At 41.2% G+C, this 23,659-nt stretch carries 22 protein-coding genes; 16 read left to right on the forward strand and 6 right to left on the reverse strand.

Annotated elements, in window-relative coordinates; genetic code table 11:
* The coding region (locus tag H626_RS10785; RefSeq protein ID WP_035618822.1) for a family 1 glycosylhydrolase at positions 1 to 209 on the reverse strand (209 nt) is incomplete at its 3' end.
* 269 nt (positions 210 to 478) lie between these two features.
* Here H626_RS10785 and H626_RS0106325 point away from each other — a divergent pair.
* From H626_RS0106325 to H626_RS10795, 3 genes are all read left to right on the forward strand, one after another.
* Positions 479 to 910, forward strand: a complete 432-nt coding sequence (locus H626_RS0106325) for a MerR family transcriptional regulator (protein WP_245570085.1) — start codon at positions 479 to 481, stop codon at positions 908 to 910.
* Positions 911 to 924: 14 nt separating this feature from the next.
* Positions 925 to 2,214: an MFS transporter gene (locus H626_RS10790; protein ID WP_051237879.1), complete on the forward strand. Its 1,290-nt coding sequence runs from the start codon at positions 925 to 927 to the stop codon at positions 2,212 to 2,214.
* Positions 2,215 to 2,562: 348 nt separating this feature from the next.
* The gene (locus H626_RS10795) at positions 2,563 to 3,804 is read left to right on the forward strand and encodes a dicarboxylate/amino acid:cation symporter (protein WP_035618825.1); all 1,242 of its coding nucleotides are present in this window, start codon (positions 2,563 to 2,565) and stop codon (positions 3,802 to 3,804) included.
* Positions 3,805 to 3,865: 61 nt separating this feature from the next.
* Here the strand turns inward: H626_RS10795 and H626_RS0106345 are convergent, their stop codons facing one another.
* Positions 3,866 to 4,669: a MurR/RpiR family transcriptional regulator gene (locus tag H626_RS0106345; protein ID WP_027108604.1), complete on the reverse strand. Its 804-nt coding sequence runs from the start codon at positions 4,667 to 4,669 to the stop codon at positions 3,866 to 3,868.
* A gap of 174 nt (positions 4,670 to 4,843) precedes the next feature.
* Here H626_RS0106345 and H626_RS0106350 point away from each other — a divergent pair, with 174 nt between their 5' ends.
* Positions 4,844 to 6,313: a glycoside hydrolase family 1 protein gene (locus tag H626_RS0106350; RefSeq protein ID WP_027108605.1), complete on the forward strand. Its 1,470-nt coding sequence runs from the start codon at positions 4,844 to 4,846 to the stop codon at positions 6,311 to 6,313.
* Positions 6,314 to 6,377: 64 nt separating this feature from the next.
* Here the strand turns inward: H626_RS0106350 and H626_RS0106355 are convergent, their stop codons facing one another.
* Complete coding sequence (locus H626_RS0106355; RefSeq protein ID WP_027108606.1) at positions 6,378 to 7,226, reverse strand: Cof-type HAD-IIB family hydrolase; 849 nt, start codon at positions 7,224 to 7,226, stop codon at positions 6,378 to 6,380.
* Between the two features lie 582 nt (positions 7,227 to 7,808).
* Here H626_RS0106355 and H626_RS0106360 point away from each other — a divergent pair.
* From H626_RS0106360 to H626_RS10805, 9 genes are all read left to right on the forward strand, one after another.
* On the forward strand, positions 7,809 to 9,254 hold the full coding sequence (locus H626_RS0106360; RefSeq protein ID WP_027108607.1) for a glycoside hydrolase family 1 protein: 1,446 nt from the start codon (positions 7,809 to 7,811) through the stop codon (positions 9,252 to 9,254).
* Between the two features lie 373 nt (positions 9,255 to 9,627).
* Positions 9,628 to 10,512 (forward strand): ROK family protein, encoded by an 885-nt coding sequence (locus H626_RS0106365; RefSeq protein ID WP_027108608.1) that lies wholly within the window; start codon positions 9,628 to 9,630, stop codon positions 10,510 to 10,512.
* A gap of 242 nt (positions 10,513 to 10,754) precedes the next feature.
* Positions 10,755 to 11,492: a nucleoside phosphorylase gene (locus tag H626_RS0106370; protein ID WP_156883264.1), complete on the forward strand. Its 738-nt coding sequence runs from the start codon at positions 10,755 to 10,757 to the stop codon at positions 11,490 to 11,492.
* A gap of 16 nt (positions 11,493 to 11,508) precedes the next feature.
* A complete protein-coding gene (locus H626_RS0106375) occupies positions 11,509 to 12,117 on the forward strand; it encodes a hypothetical protein (RefSeq protein ID WP_027108610.1) in 609 nt (202 codons plus the stop codon).
* Between the two features lie 12 nt (positions 12,118 to 12,129).
* The gene (locus tag H626_RS0106380; protein ID WP_027108611.1) at positions 12,130 to 12,897 is read left to right on the forward strand and encodes an energy-coupling factor transporter transmembrane component T family protein; all 768 of its coding nucleotides are present in this window, start codon (positions 12,130 to 12,132) and stop codon (positions 12,895 to 12,897) included.
* Positions 12,894 to 13,733 carry an energy-coupling factor ABC transporter ATP-binding protein gene (locus tag H626_RS0106385; RefSeq protein ID WP_027108612.1) on the forward strand — a complete coding sequence of 280 codons (840 nt, stop codon included), beginning with the start codon at positions 12,894 to 12,896 and terminating at the stop codon, positions 13,731 to 13,733. The genes H626_RS0106380 and H626_RS0106385 overlap by 4 nt, the downstream gene beginning before the upstream one ends.
* On the forward strand, positions 13,730 to 14,554 hold the full coding sequence (locus H626_RS0106390) for an energy-coupling factor ABC transporter ATP-binding protein (protein ID WP_027108613.1): 825 nt from the start codon (positions 13,730 to 13,732) through the stop codon (positions 14,552 to 14,554). Before H626_RS0106385 ends, H626_RS0106390 begins: the two co-directional genes overlap by 4 nt.
* Positions 14,555 to 14,861: 307 nt before the next feature.
* Positions 14,862 to 15,062 carry a hypothetical protein gene (locus H626_RS10800; protein ID WP_035618828.1) on the forward strand — a complete coding sequence of 67 codons (201 nt, stop codon included), beginning with the start codon at positions 14,862 to 14,864 and terminating at the stop codon, positions 15,060 to 15,062.
* Positions 15,063 to 15,821: 759 nt separating this feature from the next.
* Positions 15,822 to 16,877 (forward strand): mechanosensitive ion channel family protein, encoded by a 1,056-nt coding sequence (locus H626_RS10805; RefSeq protein ID WP_027108614.1) that lies wholly within the window; start codon positions 15,822 to 15,824, stop codon positions 16,875 to 16,877.
* A gap of 45 nt (positions 16,878 to 16,922) precedes the next feature.
* On the opposite strand, the gene H626_RS0106405 is transcribed toward H626_RS10805, so the two are convergent.
* The gene (locus H626_RS0106405) at positions 16,923 to 17,414 is read right to left on the reverse strand and encodes a hypothetical protein (RefSeq protein ID WP_027108615.1); all 492 of its coding nucleotides are present in this window, start codon (positions 17,412 to 17,414) and stop codon (positions 16,923 to 16,925) included.
* A 60-nt stretch (positions 17,415 to 17,474) separates the two neighbouring features.
* Positions 17,475 to 18,158, reverse strand: a complete 684-nt coding sequence (locus tag H626_RS0106410) for a class A sortase (RefSeq protein ID WP_027108616.1) — start codon at positions 18,156 to 18,158, stop codon at positions 17,475 to 17,477.
* Between the two features lie 225 nt (positions 18,159 to 18,383).
* Between H626_RS0106410 and H626_RS0106415 the strand changes: the two genes are divergently transcribed.
* Positions 18,384 to 19,889 carry a DUF1846 domain-containing protein gene (locus tag H626_RS0106415; protein ID WP_027108617.1) on the forward strand — a complete coding sequence of 502 codons (1,506 nt, stop codon included), beginning with the start codon at positions 18,384 to 18,386 and terminating at the stop codon, positions 19,887 to 19,889.
* A 673-nt stretch (positions 19,890 to 20,562) separates the two neighbouring features.
* Here the strand turns inward: H626_RS0106415 and H626_RS0106420 are convergent.
* The gene (locus H626_RS0106420; RefSeq protein ID WP_027108618.1) at positions 20,563 to 21,507 is read right to left on the reverse strand and encodes a competence protein ComK; all 945 of its coding nucleotides are present in this window, start codon (positions 21,505 to 21,507) and stop codon (positions 20,563 to 20,565) included.
* Positions 21,508 to 22,014: 507 nt separating this feature from the next.
* Here H626_RS0106420 and H626_RS0106425 point away from each other — a divergent pair.
* Both H626_RS0106425 and H626_RS10810 read left to right on the forward strand, forming a co-directional pair.
* Positions 22,015 to 22,587: a sigma-70 family RNA polymerase sigma factor gene (locus tag H626_RS0106425; RefSeq protein ID WP_027108619.1), complete on the forward strand. Its 573-nt coding sequence runs from the start codon at positions 22,015 to 22,017 to the stop codon at positions 22,585 to 22,587.
* Between the two features lie 42 nt (positions 22,588 to 22,629).
* A complete protein-coding gene (locus H626_RS10810) occupies positions 22,630 to 23,313 on the forward strand; it encodes an N-acetylmuramoyl-L-alanine amidase (protein WP_051237880.1) in 684 nt (227 codons plus the stop codon).
* Positions 23,314 to 23,659 lie beyond the last annotated feature (346 nt).

Here is a 23,659-nt window from a genome sequence, read left to right on the forward strand (position 1 = left end):
CAGTTCATTCCCATGTTTTTCATATGGTCGAAATCTTCTGTGTAACGATGATAGCTATCGGTCGCTACTTTCCAGTCAGAAGCGTGTTCGCTTGCATCTCTGATATCATACACACTTGGACCTTTGCCGCCTTCATTCCAGGCACCTTCTGTTTGCATACTGGAAACGGAATTGCCCCACAAAAAATCTTTTGGTAATCCTTTCGTCATGTCTAGACACATCCTTATAAAGATATAGTGTTATTGCTAATTCAAATTGTAAGCGTAATCGCAACGGAAGTCAATCAAAAGCACCACCTGTTGCATAAATGGAAACACGCTGAAGCGGAACGGACTCACTGCTTAGAGATGTCTCTATTCTTTTTGAAAATAGTAACGATTTCTTTTGCAAAATAAAGCGTTCTGTTCACATTTTATGAAAATGTTTTTCGAAAATAGCAGCACATCCTTGACTTAGAGTTAACTCTAGAGTGTAAACTATGGGTAAAGTAAAAGAGAGGGAGAGCAGTATGCAAATCAAAGAGGTAAGTAAAAAGTATTCTATGTCACCAGATACTTTGCGTTACTATGAAAAAATCGGATTGATCCCCCCAGTCAACCGGACTTCAGGTGGGGTAAGAGATTTTACGGAAGATAATTTGAAGTGGGTTTATTTTGTAAAATGTATGCGAGGAGCAGGTTTGCCGATCGAATCTTTGACACGGTATTTGGAATTGTTTCACCAAGGGGATAAAACCATTCCGGATCGCGTTCAAATTTTAAAGGATGAAAAAGAGAAACTGGAATTAAAACGGGTAGAAATAGAAACAACGATTGCAACACTGAATCATAAGATCGAAAATTATCATGAGCGCTTGAATGTGCGCGAAAAAGAATTGGACATGTATCCGGAAGAAGTTGAATCTACGTAAAAAGGGGTCTCAGTATGGGGGAAATAGCAAGAAATAAAAGTTGGAAACATTGGATCGTCATTTTGAGTTTGTGCGGGTTGACTGCGAGTGCAATTGGATTGCCCGTTATGTCGAGCGGGGTATTTATTACTCCAGTTTCGGAAGATTTGGGTGTGTTACGCGGAAGTTTTTCGATCCATAATACGTTGACATTGGCAGCCGCTGCAGTAGTGGCATTGTATATTCCAGCATTGTTGCGTCGCTATAAATTCAAACATTTAGTACTTATTGGTGGATTGATGGGTGCATTCAGTACCATCGGCTTCGGATTTTCCGATTCGTTGTGGGCTTTTAATATTTTAGGAATCATTCGTGGAATTGGTACAGGCGTATACGCAATTATTCCCTCAACGATGATCATCAATGAATGGTTTGAAGAAAAACACGGATTGGCTACGAGCATAGTTTTGAGTTTTAGTGGAGTTGCCGGAGCCATATTTTCACCCGTCTTTGCATCGCTTATAATCAGTATCGGGTGGCAAACGACGTATATGATCATGGGTGTGGTGATATTCGTCTTGTGTCTTCCCGTTATTTTGATTCCTTTTGAAATGAGTCCGCGTGAGGAGGGGCTATTGCCTTATGGGTATGTTCCCGAGGTTGAAGAGGATGAGCGAAATAATGTCAGCGCCACAGAGGCAACAAGTGGGGAATTATCTAAAAAAGCAGATATCAACTGGAAACATTTTGGACTCTTGAGTCTGTTCGCCATCATGCAGACGATTGTTACAGGAACCCCGCAGCATTTTCCGGGATTTGCTGAAACCTTACAGCATTCGGTACAAGTCGGTGCATCCATGCTATCTGCGGCCATGCTAGGAAATATCTTTTTCAAGCTCAGCTTAGGATTCATTAGTGACTATATTGGGCCAATTAAAGCGACACTGAGTATGCTGGTATTGAATTTACTGGTGAGTATTCTACTCGTGATGGTCCAGGCACCGTATCTATTGATTGCGGGGGGCTTCCTATTTGGTGGCGCTTATTCTATTCCATCGGTAGGCATCGCGTTACTTGTCAACGAGTATTTTGACCGTTTGAATTTTGCGCGTCTGTACCCCTTGATCTCGTTCGCGATCAGTATGGGAGGGGCTTTCTCCTTATCGATCGTCGGCTTTATTTATGACTTTACGGGCTCTTATACCAATGCCTTTTTAATGGGCGTAGGGATCAATGCAGTCAACATTGTTATTCTATTCCTTGTGACGCACCTAGTGAACAAAAGAGCACGAGAGGAAGAAGCACCAACAGTAGAAACCGATTAACTGAACCTCTGCTACTAAACTGATTTTCCCTATCCAAACAAACAATTTATGGTTAACTGAAGTAAGAGGAAAAGCATCGGACACTGTGTCCGATGCTTTTTTCAATTTGAAGCACGCCAGTGTTGCTTCAAGCAGAACGGCAGAAGTTGGCGGGACTGCCGTAACAGGAGTATTCAAATAGGAAAACAAAGACAATAGTTGATCGATTTCAGAAAATTTCAGCAAACACTTCAACTTAGTTTGTCTTTCAGAAAAATTTAGAGTAGAATGGGACTCAAATTACTTTTTTGAAAAAAAGTAGGTTACGGGGACAAATCCGTATCATTCAAGAAAAGAGGAGTGAAAAAGATGAAAAAAGTAGGACTGACTACACGAATTTTTATTGGGTTATTACTGGGAGTGATCGTCGGGATCCTGTTACAAGATCAGGTGGCAATCGCCAATACGATTCAGGCAGTCGGCGACATCTACATACGCCTGATCAAGATGATCATGATACCGCTCGTCTTTTCTTCACTCGTTCTAGGTGTAGCCAATGTCAGCGACTTAGCCAAAATTGGGCGTGTTGGAATAAAAACGCTCATCATTTTCATGGGGACCACGACTGTCGCCATCACCATCGGCTTGATCGTCTCGTCCATTCTAGAACCCGGTTCACAAATGAATCTGGTCGCGAGCCAACCCAATGAAGGGATAGAATCGGTCTCCTTCATTGAAACGATCGTCACCATAGTGCCCGATAACTTTATCGTGGCCGTGATGGATTCAAATATGCTCCAAATCATTTTCTTCGCATTGATTCTGGGGATGGGAATCGTCAAAAGCCAAGAAAAAGGCGCCGCTTTAAAAGACGTCATCGAATCGGTCTCAGTGGTCATTCATAACATCACCTCTATGATCATGGAACTGACGCCCTTTGGAGTATTCGGACTGATCGTTCCTGTCGTAGCCAACAATGGACTGGATGTCCTGCTACCCTTATCGAAAATCATCGTAGCCTTTTACATCGCTGTGATCTTACAACTGTTCGTTACCTATGGTTTGCTGATCAAATTTGGGACCGATTATTCGATCAAAGAATTTTTCAAAAAAATCATGCCAGCGCAACTGGTCGGATTTACGACTTGTAGCAGTTCCGCAACACTGCCGGTATCATTGAGATGCACACAAGAAGATTTGAAAATGTCGAAAGATGTTTCAGGATTCGTATTGCCTTTAGGGGCTACGATCAACATGGACGGAAGTGCTTTGTATTTAGGTATCACGGCACTCTTTACCGCTCAAGCGTTCGGGATCGATCTCACTTTAATGAATCAGATCACGATCGTCTTGACGGCCGTGTTGTCATCGATCGGAGTAGCGGGCATTCCAGGTTCAGGAATGATCGTCCTCAGTATGGTCCTTGCTTCTGTTGGTTTGCCGGTAGAAGCAATTGGATTGATTGCAGGAATCGACCGTATCTTAGATATGGGCAGGACCTTGATCAATGTGACTGGAGATGCAGTGACCGCAGCAGTGATCGACAAAAGCGAACAAAAAGAAACCCAAACGGCCTTGGGTACCTTATTCAATTTCGAATCCACGAACTAGCAACTAGCAGGTAAGAAAAAGACACCTCTTCATTTCGTGAAGAGGTGTCTTTTTCTTAAGTTCAATCAGTTTTTTTCAATAAACGATAGCGCGAAACAATCAAGTCCATGATCAATTGATACAGCAGGGCGTGGGTTTGAACGCTCGTCGTGTGTTCAAAAACAATACCGTAATCGACCGCCTCGTGTTCGATTTTATCGGGATCCGATGTGATCAACACGATTTTGGCTTTTGTTTTATTGAATGTTCGCTTCGGGAGATGGGCTTTTGATAGTTGGTTTTGAGAAATATACAAGCCTGAATTGGAAAAAATAATGATCAATGTATCTTCATCGGCAGTGCGAATATATTCTTCTTGGACCATATCATCAATTGCAGTATAAATGATTTTATTATTGTAAGCCAGTTTTTCCTGGAAATCGAGCGCAGCATTTTGGGAAAAGAGCAATCCAAAAGTCGCAACTTTTTTATAGTGAACAAGATCGGCAGCCAGTCGATCGATTTTTTCATAATCCAACTGTGTACGCAACCGTTCAATGTCTTGCAAAACGGCATCAAAATAAAAATCGGGACCTTTGGATTGCATCGGTTTGACAATATTGCTCAAATAATTCCAGTGAAAATCGTAGCGGTTTTCTTCAAATCCAGAAGCTTCTTTCATGGATTGGTAATCATCGAAGCCGATTTGACGTACAAACTTAGATAAGGTAGATTTAGAAACCGCACATTTTTCTGCCAATTCTGAAATTGTGAGTATTTTTATGTTGTCATACTGTTCGAGCAGGGTTCGAGCTAAATGAAAATCAGTCGTATCCGCTGGTTGTGTATTCACAATAGCAAATAAACGCATAAGTAGTAATCCCATAGTGCACTCCTTTTAGACAGTTTCTTATTTGGAAACTATTGCATGATGATCGTATTTGATTGGTAAACTCAGTATAACAAAAAGTTCTTCTCAAAAGAACAGAATAGGAAAGAGAAAAGGATCGTGGAGAACTATTGTAAATACAAAAAGGATCAAATAGGAGGAGCTGTCTATATGAAAAGCTATTTTAAAGAAGAGTTTTTATGGGGAGGGGCCATCGCTGCCAATCAGGCAGAAGGAGCGTGGAAGAAAGATGGGAAAGGAATGTCTGTAGCGGACGTTGCTCAATTTAAACCCACTGTTTCTGTAAAAGACTATAAAAATCAATGGAAAGTAACACTAGAAGATATCGCAAAGGCAAAACGAACAGATGATGTCGTCTACTATCCGAAAAGACGCGGGATAGATTTTTATCATCGCTACAAAGAAGATCTCGCTTTATTCAAAGAGCTGGGGTTGAAAACACTACGCGTTTCGATTTCCTGGCCACGGATCTTTCCTAATGGAGACGAGACGGAACCGAACGAAAAAGGTCTGGCATTTTATCGAGACGTATTTGAGGAAATGCGCCGCTTAGACATTGAACCACTGGTCACCTTATCTCATTATGAAATGCCATTGTATCTCGTGGACAATTATGATGGCTGGGTCTCGAGAAAAGTAATTGCATTCTTTGATCACTTCGCACGCGTAGTGGTAGACGAATACAAAGACCTAGTCACCTATTGGCTGACTTTTAATGAAATCGATAGTGTCTTCCGCCATCCATTTACCACAGTCGGAGTGGTAGAAGAAAAATACGACTCGAAAGAGGCAACGGAAGAAGCGATCTATCAGGCATTGCACCATCAGTTTGTGGCAAGTGCACTGGCTACGGAGTATATTCACAAAGTTTCTCCAGGGGCACAAGTGGGGGCGATGCTCACAAAACGCATGACTTATCCGGAAACGTGTAACCCACAAGATGTGAAACTGGCTTTAGCTGAAAATCGGGAAAATCATTTTTACAGTGATGTCCAGGTGTTCGGCGAATATCCACAGCATATCCTCAATGAATGGAGAGAAAAAGGGTATCAGATCCATTTTGAAGACGGGGATGAAACGGTTTTGAAGGAACACACGGTAGATTACTTGTCATTCAGTTACTACATGAGCATGGTCGCTTCTGTGAATGCTGATCAGCGTGATAAAGTCGGCGGAAATATCACAGCGGGTGTCAAAAATCCCTATTTGGAAACATCCGAATGGGATTGGCAAATAGACCCGACCGGTTTATACATTTCTCTGATAGATCTATACGATCGCTACCGCATCCCGCTGTTTATTGTGGAAAATGGGATCGGTGCACAAGATGTCTTGACAGCAGATAAAACGGTGGTGGACGATTACCGGATCGCTTATTTCCGTGAGCATTTCAAAGCCATGAATGAAGCGGTGAAAGATGGCGTCGACCTAATGGGTTACACTTCTTGGGGCGTGATCGATATCGTGAGTGCTTCAACGAGTCAAATGAGTAAACGGTATGGCTTTATTTATGTCGATGCCAATGATTACGGCGAGGGCAGTTTTGACCGCTACAAGAAAAAATCATTCGATTGGTACCGAGAAGTTATTGAAACAAATGGAAAAAGTTTGTTTGAATAAACAAACAGCTTCGGACAGATGAATAAAAGGTCGGAACCTAGGTTCCGACCTTTTTATTCACTAGTTAGACTAAGCCATATTTTTTAAAACTTTTTGCAAGTCCGTCGTTTTCGACGGAGTCTGTGATATCATCTGCAATAGATTTTAATCCGGGTTTGGCATTGTCCATTGCGACGCCAATGGAACAATACAGTAGCATTTCTACATCATTTAACCCGTCCCCGATCGCAAAAGTCTGTTCTAAAGGATGGTCAAGTTTTTCGAGTAAATGTTGAATGGCCTTGGCTTTATGCACACCTTTGATGGCCAGCTCACCACTATTTTCTCCAAAAGCCGGGACTGTACTTTGATGCACTTCAAATTCCTCAGAAAAGTTAGTGAGGATTTTTTCGAAGGGCACATTTGGGTGTTCCAAGAAACAAATCTTATTGATATCGGGATGATATTCGTGTTGGGAACTAGGTGTCAACCCTGCTATGAATGGATGGGGGTGACTTCTTTTTTCTTCTAAGAGTTCAGGATCGTGGATTACTTTTTCTCCATAAAGAATTTTTTCGACTTGAGGAATAAAATTTGGTGAAGTGAACAAGCCATCATTGGATTCAAGATAGTAATCCATATCGTGTGTAATAAAAAAGTCGAGAATGTGGCGGACGCTTGCTTCAGGCATCTTTTGATGATAAAGCATTTCGCCGTTGTTTTCCACGAATCCTCCGCCGGCTCCTATAATTCCGTCTATTCCAATGTCTAGGATAAAATCATAAATTTCCGGTTTTGATCGTCCTGTGGAAAGAAAAATCCGATGTCCATTCTGACGTGCGGTACGGATAGCTGTCACTGCACTTTGGGGAACATAGCCATTGTCGCCAACTAAAGTTCCATCAATATCGATAAAAATATAATAAGGTTTCATAAAAAGCCTACTTTCTAAATTTTGATTTGTCAATTATTCAAGAGGGTCAAAACGAGCTTGCTGAACTTTTCTATTTTGGCTAGCCATTCGAGCCTTGACCTTGTGTAAAAAAGACACAGTTACCCATTGCGCAGGATGCTCATTCAGGTCTGAATGGCCTATTTTTCAAGAGGGTCAAAACGAGCTTGCTGAACTTTTCTATTTTGGCTAGTTCAGTAAGCTCTGACCCTACGTGAAAAAAGATCCATTCGCCCATTGCGCGGGATGCTCATTCGGGGCTGATGGCCTATTTTTCAAGAGGGTCAAAACGAGCTTGCTGAACTTTTCTATTTTGTCTAGCCATTCGAGCCTTGACCTTGTGTAAAAAAGATACAGTCACCCCATTGCGCAGGATGCTCATTCAGGGGTGACCGTCCTATTTTTACAAAGGTCAGAGCAGGCTTGAATTGCTTTTCTTTTAAAATAGTTATCTATAGTTTAGCATAGGATAGATGGAAAAAGTAAAATTTTATTACGTTTTGCTTGATTGTTGGAATCCTTTTCATGTTATACTAAAGGAAGCAAAGTAAAGGAGTGAAGTGAATGGAACACAAACAGTTAAAACAGTTTCCAGAAAATTTCTTATGGGGTTCGGCTTCGGCTGCTTATCAAGTAGAAGGTGCTTGGGATGAAGCAGGTAAAGGTGAATCTGTTTGGGATCGGTTTGTTACTATCCCGGGAAAAACGTTCAAAGGAACAAACGGAAAAGTAGCGGTCGATCATTATCACCGTTATAAAGAAGATGTCGCATTGATGGCTGAGATGGGTATGAAAGCTTACCGATTCTCCGTTGCTTGGGCTCGTGTCATTCCAGATGGAGACGGCGAAGTGAATGAAGAAGGATTGGCTTTTTACGACCGGTTGATCGATGAATTGGTCGCGAATAATATTGAACCAGTCGTTACATTGTATCACTGGGATATCCCGCAAGCCTTACAAGATAAATATAAAGGCTGGGAATCACGTCAAATCATTGAAGACTTCACACGTTATGCAGAGATTTTATTTAAACGCTATAACGGAAAAGTAAAATATTGGGTTTCATTGAATGAACAAAATGTCTTCATTCAACATGGGTATAAACTAGCTTCTCATCCACCAGCAGTTACGGATGAAAAACGCATGTATGCTGCTAACCACGTAGCTAATTTGGCTAATGCTTCTGTGATCAAACGATTTAAAGAACTAGAAATCGATGGAAAAATCGGTCCGAGTTTTGCCTATCATCCAGCTTATGCTTTTTCTTCAAAACCAGCTGATCAATTAGCAGCATTGAACTTTGAAGACTTTGAAGCTCACTTATGGATGGATGTCTATGCATTCGGGAAATATCCAACAGTTGTGTGGAATTATTTAGTAGAAAATGATTTAGCACCCGAAATCCAAGATGGCGATATGGAATTGTTGAAAGCCGGAAAACCGGATTTCATGGGCTTGAATTATTACCAGACTGATGCAGTAGAAAGCAATCCGATAGAAGAAGGCGTCGGCATCGGAAAAGCAAACTACTCTGGTGAAAAAGGTACTACTGAAGCAAGTGGTGTTCCGGGACTGTATAAAACAGCCGTGAATCCTTATGTTGAACGTACAAACTGGGATTGGGACATCGATCCAACTGGTTTACGTATCGGTATGCGTCGAATTTCTAGTCGGTACGATCTACCTATCCTGATCACTGAAAATGGACTGGGTGAATACGACACATTGGAAGCTGACGGAAGTATCCATGATGATTACCGCATCGATTATCTCCGCCAACACGTGAAAGCGATCCAAGAAGCTATTACCGACGGCGTAGAAGTCTTAGGTTATTGCACATGGAGCTATACTGACCTATTAAGCTGGTTGAACGGTTACCAAAAACGTTACGGTTTTGTCTATGTAGACCGCGACGAAACGGAAGACAATACGTTTGATCGCTATAAAAAAGATAGCTTTTTCTGGTATAAAAAAGTCATCGAAACAAATGGACAAGATTTAGGCGAATAAAAAATAGATTTGAAGTGAGGGGATTTTATTCCTTCACTTCTTTTTTTCTGTTCTAACGTATGAACCTTTCGTGATCGCGTCAAACAAAGCAGCTGAGTTGCGTGACGAAATGGATATTGTTGAAGTCGCTTCTGTAGAAACTGCTTAATAAAAAAAATGAAATAAGGGCTGGAGCAAGTGCTTCAGCCCTTATTTGAACAAATTTGGTGTACAATAAATTATGAGTAGTTAATTGAATTGTACCGTAAGCAGGAGACATCCGAAAGGGAATAGAGGACCACAAAATTTTCAGTTAGCTAGCGGAAACTGCCAGTTTGGGTTTTGCAGGTTAAATAGCCGTTCCATTAGTCAACCAATGAGAGGAGTGGTGTAAATGAGTGTAATCAGTTTTGATGTAGGAGGAACTGCAGTCAAGCATGCCCTATTTAATGAAGAAGGGAAGCTAGTGGACAAGAACTTTTACCCCACCCCCGATGATCGTCCTGCATTTATGAATAAGATTGTAGAAATTGTGGAACACTATCAAGAAAAGGCACAAATCGATTCTGTTTCCTTTAGTTTTCCAGGATTTATCGATCCACAAACTGGATTTGCAGAAGCTTCTGGTGCGATTCCGTATTTTTATAAACAAAACATCAAGGAATTAGTTGGGGAAGCGACTGCTTTTCGTTATCCTATTTTTGTGGAAAATGACGCTAATTGTGCTGCTTTGGCAGAAAAACATTCGGGCAATGGTCAGAACGTAGAGAACTTTTTATTGTTCACTATTGGAACGGGCATAGGAGGCGCTCTGTATTTGAACGATGCTTTGTATCGCGGTTTTCAATTTAAAGCCGGTGAAATGGGAAAAATGCGGATCAATTATACATTGGATCCAGAAAAAACATTGCATAATTTTTGTTCCATCCATGTCTTGATCCATACCTACAAAAAATACAAAGGATTAGATGGATTGGACCGTGTTTCTGGTGAAATGATTTTTGAAGAAGTAAAGCAAAACCCGGAAGTCCGTGCAATCGTTGATAAGTGGCTCGATCGTTTATGTATCGGGATCCTCAATGTTGTGACTATGTTAAATCCGGAAAAGATCTTGATCGGTGGCGGCATCAGTGCTCATCCAGATCTGGTTCCCTATTTGAACCGCCGAATGGAAAGATTAGAAGACTGGACAAAAGACTTTCAAGTTCCGATAGAAGCGTGTGCCTATATGAATGATGCTGGAGTCGTTGGCGCATATGTTAACGCTACGCAAAAATAACCAACAATTAAAGAAGAATCAGCTGATGCTGTTTCTTCTTTTTTATTTTACTGAAAAAAACAGGGACCATTTGGTGTCTGAAAGTTACCTGAACCAGGTAATACTTAGGTAGGAAGAAGAAATACTCACACCTTTCTTCTTCCTATCTGAAAAGTGGTGTGTCGTCAACCGTTTGTCTAGCATTTTTAGGCAAGTTTTTGTACACTTAACACAATGAAAACGTACGAGAAAGGAGGCATATGATGGACAAACAACCGCATATTCAACTGACTACAATGGACGGAGCAGGATACGCATTACTTCCGGGAGACCCCGACCGTGTTTCGCGTGTGAAAAAATTTCTTACAGACCCGGTAGAAATAGCTTACAATCGAGAATACCGCAGTGTAAAAGGGACTTATAAAGGAGTGCCTGTTTTAGTGGTGTCGACCGGAATAGGGGGGCCGTCTACTGCGATTGCGATCGAAGAATTAAAAAGGATCGGGGTACATACACTTATTCGAATTGGAAGTAGTGGTGCATTACAACCTTTTTTGAAAATGGGTGATTTGATTCTTTGCGAAGGGGCCATTAGAGATGAGGGGACGTCTAAAGCTTACATCTCTTCAACTTATCCAGCTGTCAGTGATCATACCGTTCTCACTCATTTAAGAAAACAAGCTGAGGCAGTGACTGTCCGCCATCATGTAGGCGTTGTGCGCAGTCATGATTCGTTTTACACAGATGAAGAAGAAGCTATTGATTCCTATTGGTCTAAAAAAGGCGTGATCGGATCGGACATGGAGACGGCTGCTTTATTTACCCTCGCACGCTTGCGCGGTTTACGTGCTGCTTCTATTTTGAATGTGGTGGTTCCCTATGCAGGTGACCTGCAAGCCGGGATCAATCAGTTGCAGTCGGGTGAATTGCTGACAGCCAAAGGAGAACAGAACGAAATAAAGTTGGCTTTAGAAACAATCGTTTCATTAGACAACGAATAAAAAGGGAGTGTATGTGATGAGTAAAAACAAACGAAGTATGTGGTCGGTAAAACTATCGACTGCGGCAATCGTCTTGATCCCAGCAGCGATCGGGATCAATTATTTAGGGAAATTATTTGCAAGTTTGCTACGTTTGCCCCTCTGGTTGGATTCAATCGGGACGGTATTAGCCAGTATGCTAGCAGGCCCGATCATTGGAGCAGCATCCGGTATCATAAATAACATCATATTTGGAATCACCGCCGATCCCATTTCAACTGTTTACGCGATCACCAGTGGAGCGATCGGTTTGACAGTTGGGATCATGGCTCATAAAGGCTGGATCTCTTCTATCCAAAAAGCAGTCGTCGTCGGTTTAGTGACCGGAGTCGTTGCCGCGATCGTTTCGACACCGCTGAACATGATTTTCTGGGGTGGCCAAACGGGGAACATCTGGGGAGACGCATTTTACACCTTCCTGATTTCAACCAACAGCCCGCAATGGCTCGCATCATTCGGAGACAGTATTGTCGTAGACGTGCCGGATAAAGTCGTGACTGTGTTGATCAGTTATTTCATCTTTAAAGGCTTGCCAAATTCCTTGACCAATATCTACCGCCAAGATTCTGAAATCGAAGAAATATAAAAGGGTGATCTTATGGGTTCTATGACATTATATGTTGAAAAAAACAGTCTGATCCATCATCTCGATCCGCTTGTCAAGCTACTCTATGTGGCTGCAAGCATTGCTCTGACGTATATTTTACCTGAACCCTTGTTTATTGCAGGGGTTCTCTTCATCACGTTCCTCTTGCTGGTCGTCGGAAAAGTTTTTCGTAACAGCTTACCGATCGTTGCACTCAGCATGGTCTTGATTTTTTCACTCGTTATTGTCCAAGGGTTTTTCCATCCCGACAACGCGACCGAACTGTTCGCGATCGGACCAGTCGTGTTTTACGAAGAAGGTCTGACTGTCGCACTCGGCTTGGTCCTGCGTGTGTTGGTAATGGTGGGTGCATTCAGCGTGCTTATTTTGACGACACGGCCGGATGAAATGGTGGAAAGGCTGATCAAGAAAGGCATGTCGCCTAAAATTGGCCACGTCATTCTATCCGTCTTGCAACTGATCCCGCAGATGCGCGCGACAATGGGCAAAATTACCGATGCTCAACGTTCCCGCGGCATGGAAACAGAAGGGAAACTGCTGGTCCGCATCAAAGCTTTCTTTCCATTGATTGGCCCAGTAGTCCTCAATTCCTTGAACGAGACGAAAGAGCGTTCCATTGCTTTGGAGATGCGTGGATTTGATGCACCGGGAAAGAAAACATTTTTAAATGAAGAAAAAATCTATCCGTACAATAAACAATTTGCCGGTATGCTCGTCATCATCATCCTGCTGGCAATCGTTTGGAGAGTGATTGGATGAGTACCATCGAAGTAGAAAACTTAAAATACCGTTACCCAGATACCACTAAACTTGTATTGAATGATTTGAATTTTTCTGTTGAAAAAGGAGAGTGCTTAGGGATCATCGGTGAAAATACGGCCGGGAAATCAACACTCTGCTATGCACTGGCTGGACTGGTTCCGCATTTTTACAAAGGAGCTTATGGAGGCAAAGTGACCGTGAATGGATTGGTAGTCAGAGACCATGAAATCGCCACCATCGTTGAAAATATCGGTCTGGTATTCGAAAATCCTTTTTCTCAAATGACAGGAGCCAAGCAAACGGTCTATGAGGAAGTCGCCTTTGGACTGGAAAACATGGGCTTAGTGCGTCAAGAGATGCATACTCGAATTGAGAAATATTTGAAGCTATTGGCTGTTTATAGTGTGAAAGACAAAAATCCGTTTGATTTATCTGGTGGACAGATGCAGCGCGTGGCGATTGCGAGCGTCTTGGCAATGGAACCGGAAGTATTGATTTTAGATGAACCGACTTCCCAACTGGATCCCCAAGGCTCGCAGGAAGTGTTCGAAGTGATCGAAGAGCTGACAAAAGGAGGCATGACGATCATTTTAGTAGAACACAAGATGGATAAAATCGCGCAGTATGCCGATCGTGTCTTGTTATTGCATGAAGGCAGACAAGTCGATCTAGATACACCAGAGAACATATTTTCAAGAGGGGATCTCACAGACTTTGGACTGACGCCTCCAGTGGTGACGACCATCGCCAAAGCTTTAGGGATCCAGTATCCAGGGACGAAGCTCTATCCTGTAACGATCGAAGAATTCAAACGATTGGGGGAAGACAAATGAAAACTTTTACAGTAAGAGAAGTCGATTTTTCTTATTCTCCGATTATCCCGATCTTCCAAGGACTGACGATCGACTTTGATAGCCGAACGACGGCGCTAGTCGGCCAGAATGGGGCCGGAAAAACAACCTTGGTGAAACTCATGAAGGGGCTACTGAAGCCAGATAAAGGCGAATTGCTTGTTGACGGAAAATCCATTAGCGAGCAGACAGCTGCACAGTTGGCTAAACGAATGGGACTAGTATTCCAGAATCCCAATGATCAAGTATTTAAAACCAATGTGTTAGACGAAGTCATGTTCGGTCCATTGAATATTGGATTTTCTAAAAGAGAAGCGGAAAAACAAGCAATGAATGCTTTACGAAAAGTTGCTTTAGAATCCAAAGTTGCTGAAAATCCTTATGATTTAAGCCTGTCGGAGCGAAAGCTGATCGCATTGGCTTCTATTTTGGCAATGGATACAGAGATGGTCATTTTCGATGAACCGACCATGGGCCAAGATTTTGCCGGAAAAGAAAAAATCAAAGCCATTATTCAAGAACTAAAAGCAGAAGGGAAGCTAGTGATTTGTATCTTGCATGATATGGATTTTGCGGCTGAAGTATTTGAACGCACAATCGTCCTGAATCAAGGGAAAGTCATTTTAGATGACGAAACACGAGAAGTTTTTTCAGAAAAAGAAGTCCTCGAAAAAGCTTTTTTAGAACAACCTTCTGTTTCACAAATTGCGCATGCGTTAGGTTTTGAAAAAAGTTTTATCCATGAAGCTGAATTGATCCAGTTCCTAAAAGATGTTCAGCGACTCAATCCTGACCTCTCCTGAAAAAAGATACCCGTACCCCATTGCGCAGGGTGCTCATTCAGGGGCAGGGGTCCTATTTTTCACGGAGGTCAAAGCGGGCTTGAGTCGCTTTTTAATTGTCCAGCGACTCAAACCTGGCCTCTCCTGAAAAATGATACCCATACCCCATTGCGCAGGGTGCTCATTCAAGGGCAGGGGTCCTATTTTTCACGGAAGTCAAAGCGGGCTTGAGTCGCTTTTTTATATTGGGTTTGTGATTTGAAATTTTGACCTTGTTTCGTTTTTCTTATAAGATTAATCTAGGATTTAAAGAGGGGAGAGGATTTATATGATGTTTCCAAATGATTCATGGATGTTTCCAAGTGGCGGAGGATTATTTTTCGGCGTATTTGGTTTATTCCTGTATCTAGCTGTACTTGGCCTTATTGTATATGTAGTAATGAAAGTAATTCAACTCAAAAAAGAACACAATCAAATTTTACGCGAGATTTTAGATGAATTAAAAAAAGATGACTGGAAAGATCTTTAACAAGAAAGCAGAGTCTCTGAATGAAAAGGGTTCTTTGCCCAATCGTGTTGATCAGTTTGTCTAAGGTAGAAAACAGGTTTGTTTTCTACCTTTTTTTATGCAATCTTTCGGTCCCAGGAGCGATAATATCACTAAAAAGGAAGAAGGAAAAGATTTTTCTTATGAAGTTCTGTGAGTTTACGTGCTAACTCCGCAAAAAAAGTAATTACCTTTTGAAGAGACAAGTATCCTTGTCTCTATTCCGCAAAATATTCTAATATTCTCTATTATCTAAAGAAGTTTGGTTGCTATTCCGTTAAACTTCTCTCGTTTAATCATTATCTAAAGAAGTTTGGTCGCTATTCCGTTAAACTTCTTTCGTTTAATCATTATCTAAAGAAGTTTGGTCGCTATTCCGTTAAACTTCTCTCGTTTAATTATTATCTAAAGAAGTTTGGTCGCTATTCCGTTAAACTTCTCTCGTTTAATCATTATCTAAAGAAGTTTGGTCGCTATTCCGATAAACTTCTCTCGTTTAATCATTATCTAAAGAAGTTTGGACATTATTCTATTAAACTTCTTTAGATTCTCTATGAACTCCCACCAATGCGTTCGCTAAAATATAAAACACGATTTAGTATAGAATCAATAAAAATGACTGTCGCTTTTTTGAATAAAGGTGGAATAGTGCGCTATTCCACTAAACAGTTTATGTATTTTTCTGTCTTTATTTGGAATATGTTACACTAGGGATGAAATCAGAAAGAATGGAGACGTGTCATGAATCAATTTAGTGAAGCCTATCAGACCATCGAAACTTTCAGCTGGAGCTACTGGCTGATTGCCCTCATTGGTTTGATCCTGTTGTTTTTTGCTTATACCTTAGCCAAAAGAGCCGTCTTGCGCTTTACCCACAGCGAACAGTCAAAGCGCTTATGGCTATCTTTAGTAAACTGGCTGTCCAGTTTTGCATTTTTGACCTTTATTTTAACGTATTTTTTAGAATCTCGTTTGATATACAGTCCTTTATTTAAAATAGGGAATTCATCTATTTCCATGTTTCTCATTATTATTGTCGTATTCGTTTTGGTGCTCGCTTTTCGCTTGTCCAAACTAATAGAAGCATATGTCTTGCCATCTGTTTATGATAAATACAATCTAGACCGTGGTATCCGGTTTACCTTCAATACAATGGTTCACTACTTTATTATGATCATTGCCTTGTTATTCTCGCTCAATTCCTTAGGATTCAATTTAAGTAGTCTGACCGTTTTCGCCGGTGTACTGGGAGTTGGGTTAGGATTTGGATTGCAAAACATTGCCTCGAACTTTATCTCCGGGATCATTCTGCTATTTGAACGCCCCATTAAAGTCGGCGATCGGGTCATTATTGATGATATTATTGGTGATGTCGATAGAATAAAAATGCGCGCGACGATTGTTAAGACGTTAGACAACGAGCGCATCATCATTCCCAATTCCTTTTTCCTAGAAGAAAAGGTGATCAATCGTTCGTATGGAGACACACGCTTGCGATTGGTGATCCCAGTGGGCGTTTCTTACGCTAGCGATGTAGAACACGTTCGTGACTTGCTTGTTGCTGCTGCAGAAGAAGAAAGAGCGAATTGGCCGGAAATCATGATCCATCCCGAAAGCTTTGTTTTCTTTGTCGGTTTCGGTGATTCCTCGTTGGATTTCAAATTATTCGTCTGGATCAATGATCCAGAAAAAGAATTCCAGATAAAAAGTGCTTTGCACTTCACGATACTCAGAAAGTTTCGAGAAGCAGAAATTGAGATCCCTTTTCCACAAAGAGACTTACATTTAATTAAATAAGAAGAATGGAAAAGACAGCTCGGCGTTTTCGCCCAGCTGTCTTTTTTAATTGTATTGAACATAAATCGTTAAGTCTAACGCTTCTTCGCGGTCAACTATTCGACCATTTTCTTCATCCATGACTCTATAGGGTCCGCCTGTGATGTATACGTAGCTAGTCAGTTCCTTTTTAACTTGCCATTCCCGCAAGTCCCTTTCGATTTCTGAAGGGACATTTCCCAATAAAATCCCCTCTATGTAGATGGGCAAGTGACTCACTTTTTCGAAATCGAACGTTACAGCCATCGTCGTTATTTCCTGATACTTGAATAATAGTTTGGGGGAATGGGTCGTACCTGTTTCAGAGTGACTACCGTAAAAGAGTTTGAACGGATCTTCTGCAATGATTTTATTGACGATCTGTTCGATAGTAGATCGATCATCCGTTACTGAAGAAGCACGAAAGTCAGTAAAATAGGCGATTTCATTTGATCCTTCAGTCGGATCAATGGTTACCTTAAATTCATTCTTTTTTTTTAAAAAATCAAACAACCCCATAGATGCGCTCCTTTACACGAATTTGTTTCAGTATACAACAACTATACCCATCTTTGTAGTTTAGTGAATGGGTAAATTAAAGATAGCTCTGATTTCTTCTGGCGCTTCACTGACAGGAAAGGAATCGATCAACTCTCCTTGGGTATTTAGGCGCATATCCCCATTGTAGTTACAAGTGATCATCGTCAACAATTCCGACGGGGTATCTCGGATCACATCCACACGAGTAGGTTCAATGATTTCATGGGTCGCAATTTCATAGACATAAACGTGTTGTTTATCTGTCAAGTAGGCTTTCATCCCAGGTTTTGCCTGATGGAGCGGAGCAAAGAGCAAAGTAGGATCCTTCATGTTGTGACTGGCTAAAGAAAAATTCCCCTTGCCCATTTCCTGGTCAGGTTTCATTGTACCAGCCCCTGCAATTAAATTCTCATTGGAGACTCCCTCTAGGATAGCTAAGTGCATCCCTAATTCTGGAATAGCAAGACTACCGACTACAGGTAATTCACTTTGATTAAACTGTGATTGCAACAGATCTTCTAAAGTCACTTCTTCAACCGCTGAGAAATCAAAAGAAGCAGAATCCTTGTCTGATGCAACCACTCCGATTTCATCGGTAAGCTGATTGGAAAGGTGACGAACATAAGCATTTTGTATAGGTTCAGCTAAAAGAAATAAAACACCAAATAAAATGAGTATAGAACCAATGATGATCCCTAATTTCCGCGACTTTAAAAATTTCATTTAGAACAGCTCCTTCATAATCTTGATTCAAGTATAAACCGGGAGCATAACAGTTACAGTAACATAATCCAGTTTCAAAGGATCAAATAAACGGAGGTGAAAACAAGGTTTTTGAGACTTTTCAACATTCCCCCTTGTTTGATTCGATTTAACATTTATAATAGATAGGTGATGTTAAAAAAGAAGAACGGTTTTAATGAATAGAAGAGGTATGGGGGAGTTCAGATGAAAAAAATCGGATTTGATTTGCAGAAATACATCGAAGAACAGTCGAAATATATTTTGGAACGTGTCGACGACTACGATAAGCTCTATCTTGAATTTGGTGGAAAATTGATCGGGGACAAACATGCCAAACGCGTATTACCCGGTTTTGATGAAGATGCAAAGATAAAGCTGCTTCAAAAGCTGAAAGATAAAGCGGAAATGCTCATTTGTGTTTATGCAGGAGATATTGAACGAAACAAAATACGCGGAGATTATGGCATTTCATATGATCAAGATGTGCTCCGTTTGGTCGATGAATTGCGTGGATATGGACTCAGTGTGAATAGCATTGTGATCACACGTTACCATGGTCAACCTGCGACAAAAGTTTTTATCAACAAATTGGAACGCCGTGACATCAAAGTATACACACATGAATCGATCGAGGGTTATCCATCTGATCTGGATGCCATTGTGGGAGAAAATGGATTCGAAAAAAATGCCTACATCGAAACGACTAAGCCCATTGTCGTAGTGACTGCTCCAGGACCAGGGAGCGGTAAACTGGCTACTTGCTTGAGTCAAATGTATCATGAACACGAACAAGGCAAAGAGGCAGGCTATTCAAAATTTGAAACCTTCCCAGTCTGGAATGTTCCCTTGAAACATCCGTTGAATATTGCCTATGAAGCCGCAACGGTTGATTTGAAAGATGTCAACATGATCGACAACTTTCACTACGAAGCTTATGGAAAAGTAGCTGTGAATTATAATCGCGATATCGAAACATTCCCTGTCATAAAACGGATCATTGAGCGAATCTCAGGAAAAGAATCACATTATCTTTCACCAACAGATATGGGTGTAAACCGTGTCGGATTTGGTATCGTTGATGATGAAGTTGTAAGAGAAGCCTCTAAACAAGAAATCATCCGGCGTGTATTTGCCGTTGAAGGCGATTATAAAAAAGGGTTGGTCGATGAAGAAACGGTGAACCGCATTAAGCTGATCCTGGAAGAAGTCGGTTTGAAGAAAGAAGACCGCGTACCTGTAATGCCGGCACGAAATTATGCGGAAATACTAAGCAAGCGCGAGGAAACTCCAGAAATCCCAGCGGTCATTGCATTTGAACTACCAAATGGTGAAGTGATCACTGGACGAACGTCTGATTTGATGGATGCCTCTTCAGCGGCCATACTAAATGCCCTCAAAACTCTGGCTAATATTTCTGATGAGATATTGTTGTTATCTCCGATGATCCTGGAGACTATTCAACGAATGAAGCGCGAAAATCTGCATAATAAAAGCGCAACATTAACAGCCAATGATACACTGATCGCCTTAGCTATCAGTGCCGTGACCAATCGGACTGCTCAAATTGCTTATGATAGATTAGCTGAGTTGGGAGATATCCAGGCCCATTCGACCGTTTTGTTAAATCGGGATGATGATCAGATCCTCAAGCAGTTAGGAATCGATATTACAGCAGATCCAGTATTTCCGTCGAATAAATTATATTTCTGATCACTAGCAGAATACAGGAGCCGCATATTCGGATGCCAACTGTTTAAGTAAAAGAGTTTCTGGTTTACTCAAAAAAAGTTGTTGGAGCTTGCGCGCTTCTTTTTTCTGGTTTAAACAGATCGGTCATGGACAAAGTCGAGCGATGATCTAGCTAAACTGAATGCCTAGTGTTCTATAAGCAGACAATGGGGAAGGTACTGCTTGAATGCATGTACGACAATGAACTAGCACGAAACAAAAAGAGCCCAGAAGAACAGTCGCCACCGTTCTTTCAGGCTTTTTTTGTTTGCTCCTGTCTGTCTTATCAGATCAGTGAGTAGACAGGACAATGACGATCGATTTGTTAGAGTTGGTGACTAAAATTACTCTTTCTTTCTGGGTGTTATTTTACGGTATAACAAGTGTGTTCTCCGCTGCATTCTGGGTTGGGCCAGTTAACTACAGCACAGTAAAAAAGGCATGTTCATTTGTTTTCAACTATTTTGATCAGTCAGCTCATCAGCACTGAAAGCGTGGTCGTTTCGTGAGAAAGATCGATCCGCTGAACGGAAAAAGCTGTATTTTTCTCGCGGGAGAACAGTATGCTTGCGCGCTAAAGAGAGGCTGCTTTTTTAACCCAACAAAGGATTCAGAGCTTCTTTTTGACGGGACGATTTTCCAATGATTCAGCTGTCTAATCCGACTGTTTGCGCGTCTCTTTAGGATCATCCTTCATCAATTTAGATGGACTAGAGTATTTGAAATAGTCCATTACTTCTGCTATATACGGGTTTTCACTACCAAATACCTTTGTCAGTATTTCTTGCAACTTAAAGTATTGGAGGTAGGTCATCAGTTCAAATAAATTAAACTTCTTCTGTGCATGTTCTGATTCAGCTAAATAGAGATGAATGATATTTTGCTGGACACTTTTTAACGGTTGACTATACCATTCAAAATATTCTATCCAGGAACAAGCTACACATTTTTGAGCATAGTACAAATCAGCAACCCGCTGTACTTGTTTCGAAAACTGTTCCTTTTTTACAGGCAACTCCAACGTATACACGTTCCGCAGATTTAACTGGGTCACACCCTTCTTCGTCGGACTGGACGCCGATACGACGTGGTGCATCGCATACCAACTGGCTGAACCGCGACTCGCACCTTTATTGGGAACAAACATCGTTTCCCCGAGCACATAGGGACAACGCTGCGTCAATCCAAGACTTTTTCCCATCCATTGAACCACCTCATACGAACATTTCTTTACAGAAAAGTAGCGCTTTAATAAGGAGGAAGTTTTCTCCAGCGTCTTGATCGGAAGCTGGTGCAATTGAAAAATCAGTGTATTATATTTGCACGAAGAAACAGTCGATAAATCCAATAAATAGACCGTTTCCTCATTGATCAGAAACTGATTGTGTTCCAACGCCACAGCCAAATAATCCGGCACGGATCGTTCATTGATCACTGAATGCTCCGGCTGAACAGACCGTGTCCCATTCAACCGGTAAACAAAAGGTGAAGACGGGTACGCTTGCACCACCTCTGCCACACAATCACTCGTAAGCTGAAAGTTCTGCTGTTGCGCAAGCAAATACCCTCTACCTTGTTCCTTTAAAAAATCTTGATCCACACAATTCCACCTCTCTTGATTTAATCACACAACTCCACATGATTGTAACCGCTAACAAAGACGTTCGGTAGGCCTTTGTGAAGATTCATCTTAATTTTTAATGAGTGCATTTTCTTTTTTTGAAATAAACCCACCCACTGTGCGCTAAAAAAATTGACCTTAGAAAAGAAAAGGAGTGTTCGTATAAATAATGGCTAGATTTGTTTCAGAATGACTGAGCAGTTACCATGATTTTGTACGATTTTAACAATGGACTTCGACACCCTTTTCTCATGTAAATGCCATATAAAAAAATAAAAGGGAGCAGGATAAAAATAAAAAATGAAAAAGAGATGAAAAAACGTATATAGATAGAATGGATCCAGGTATTTTCAGGATACTTTTGCGATGGTGAACAAAAGTATAGCGTGTGTTACCGGTCAATGACCATTCGAAGAAATCATTTCCAGTCGCTAAGCTAGGAGTGTACAAGGCCTTGTAACAGTAGTGAGAAGGAAGCGAACGAAGATGAGTGCAGGAACAAGGAACAAGAAAAAAAGATCCTTACCCTTAGAAATGGAACAAGAATTTTTCGCTCAATACAAAGGGATCATCGTATCTATATTAAGAAAACGAGGCATCTTTTCTTTCCGATCTGATTACGATGATTATTTTCAAAATGGCTCGATCAAATTAGTCGAAGCCTATGAACAATTTCCATTGTCTTTTGAAGAGGAGGCCGAATGGTATCAGTTCGTCGGGTATGCTTATCGAAAAATCGACTGGTATATCGTTGACTGCTTGCGAAAAGATTGGAAAAAATCAGTACAAGAACAAGCCCTACCGGAGTTCTTCGAAGAAACGGAACCGACTTCAGAAAAATCTATGGAAGAACGGATCTTAGAAGAAGAATGGCTGCAAGGTTTATTAGCTTTATTGACACCCAGAGAAAGAAATTATGTGGTGGATACTGTGATCGAGCAACTATCTGCCAGCGAGATCGCCAAAAAGCATCACGTGAGCAGAAAAACGGTGTATGTATGGAGAAAACAAGTGGCTAAAAAGCTGGCTCATTTACAAACGTGCGCCAATCAACACTAAGTAGGACACGAAACCATAGTCTAAAGAAAAGAGGAGAAAAAAATGAAATCGATCATGATCGATCCGGGACACGGAGGCTCAGATTCGGGTGCAACAGCTTGGGGAATTGCAGAAAAAGAGTGGAATTTAAAAATGAGTCTGTATCAATTCAAACGGTTGAAAGAAATGGGGGCTAGTGTGAGTTTGACACGGTCACAGGACCAAACCCTAGAGCCGAATCGGCGTGCAGCACTGATTCGAAATCGCTATGATTATTGCATCAGTAACCATTTCAACGCCTACAATGGATCTGTAAGAGGGATCGAAACGATTCATTCGCATTATGCTAAACCAGCATTGGCACAAGCACTTGCCCGTGGTTTACAAGAGGCGACTGGACTGCCCATCCGCAGAGTGTTCGATCGCAAAATGCAGTCGGGAGAAGACTATTATTTCATGCACCGAAAAACAGGGACCACCCAAGTCGTCATCATCGAATACGGATTCTTGGATCATTCAGAGGATGTTGGATTTTATTCACAGGAAGAAAATTTTTATTCAGCTGCAGAAGCAGTGATCAAAGTGCTGTGTTTGTATCTAGGAATTAGATACACAGAGAAAGACAATACAAAATCGTATCCGAAAAAATTGTATCGAGTCCAAGTTGGAGCTTATGGAACGAAAACGGCCGCGTTGAAAATCGCGGAAGAATTGAAAGAGAAAGGGTATGAGACAGTGATTAAATAGCACTAAGTAAGCAATGTGAAAAAACTCCTTTTAGGTATACCATTTTACTTTGGAGGAGCTTTTTCTCTTTGAATGTAAAATTTGTGTGACAAGATTTCAACACTCTCCATTAAATTCAGAAACAGACTGGACGAAACGAGTTCTTATTGTTATATTAGATACACATAGAGAAATTATTGTCTGGTTATCAGACGCCCATAACCATTTCTGCACATCTGTCATCTCCAGACAGGTGTGTTTTTTCATGCATAAATCGGAGCGCTTTCATAAATAGGCTATCAAACCGTACCATTTACATAAAAGATAGTGAAAAAGGCTCTAGCTCCGGATAATTTCCTGCACCTTA

The sequence above is a fragment of the Lacticigenium naphthae DSM 19658 genome (assembly GCF_000425865.1).
In the GTDB taxonomy this organism is placed as follows: Bacteria; Bacillota; Bacilli; order Lactobacillales; family Carnobacteriaceae_A; genus Lacticigenium; species Lacticigenium naphthae.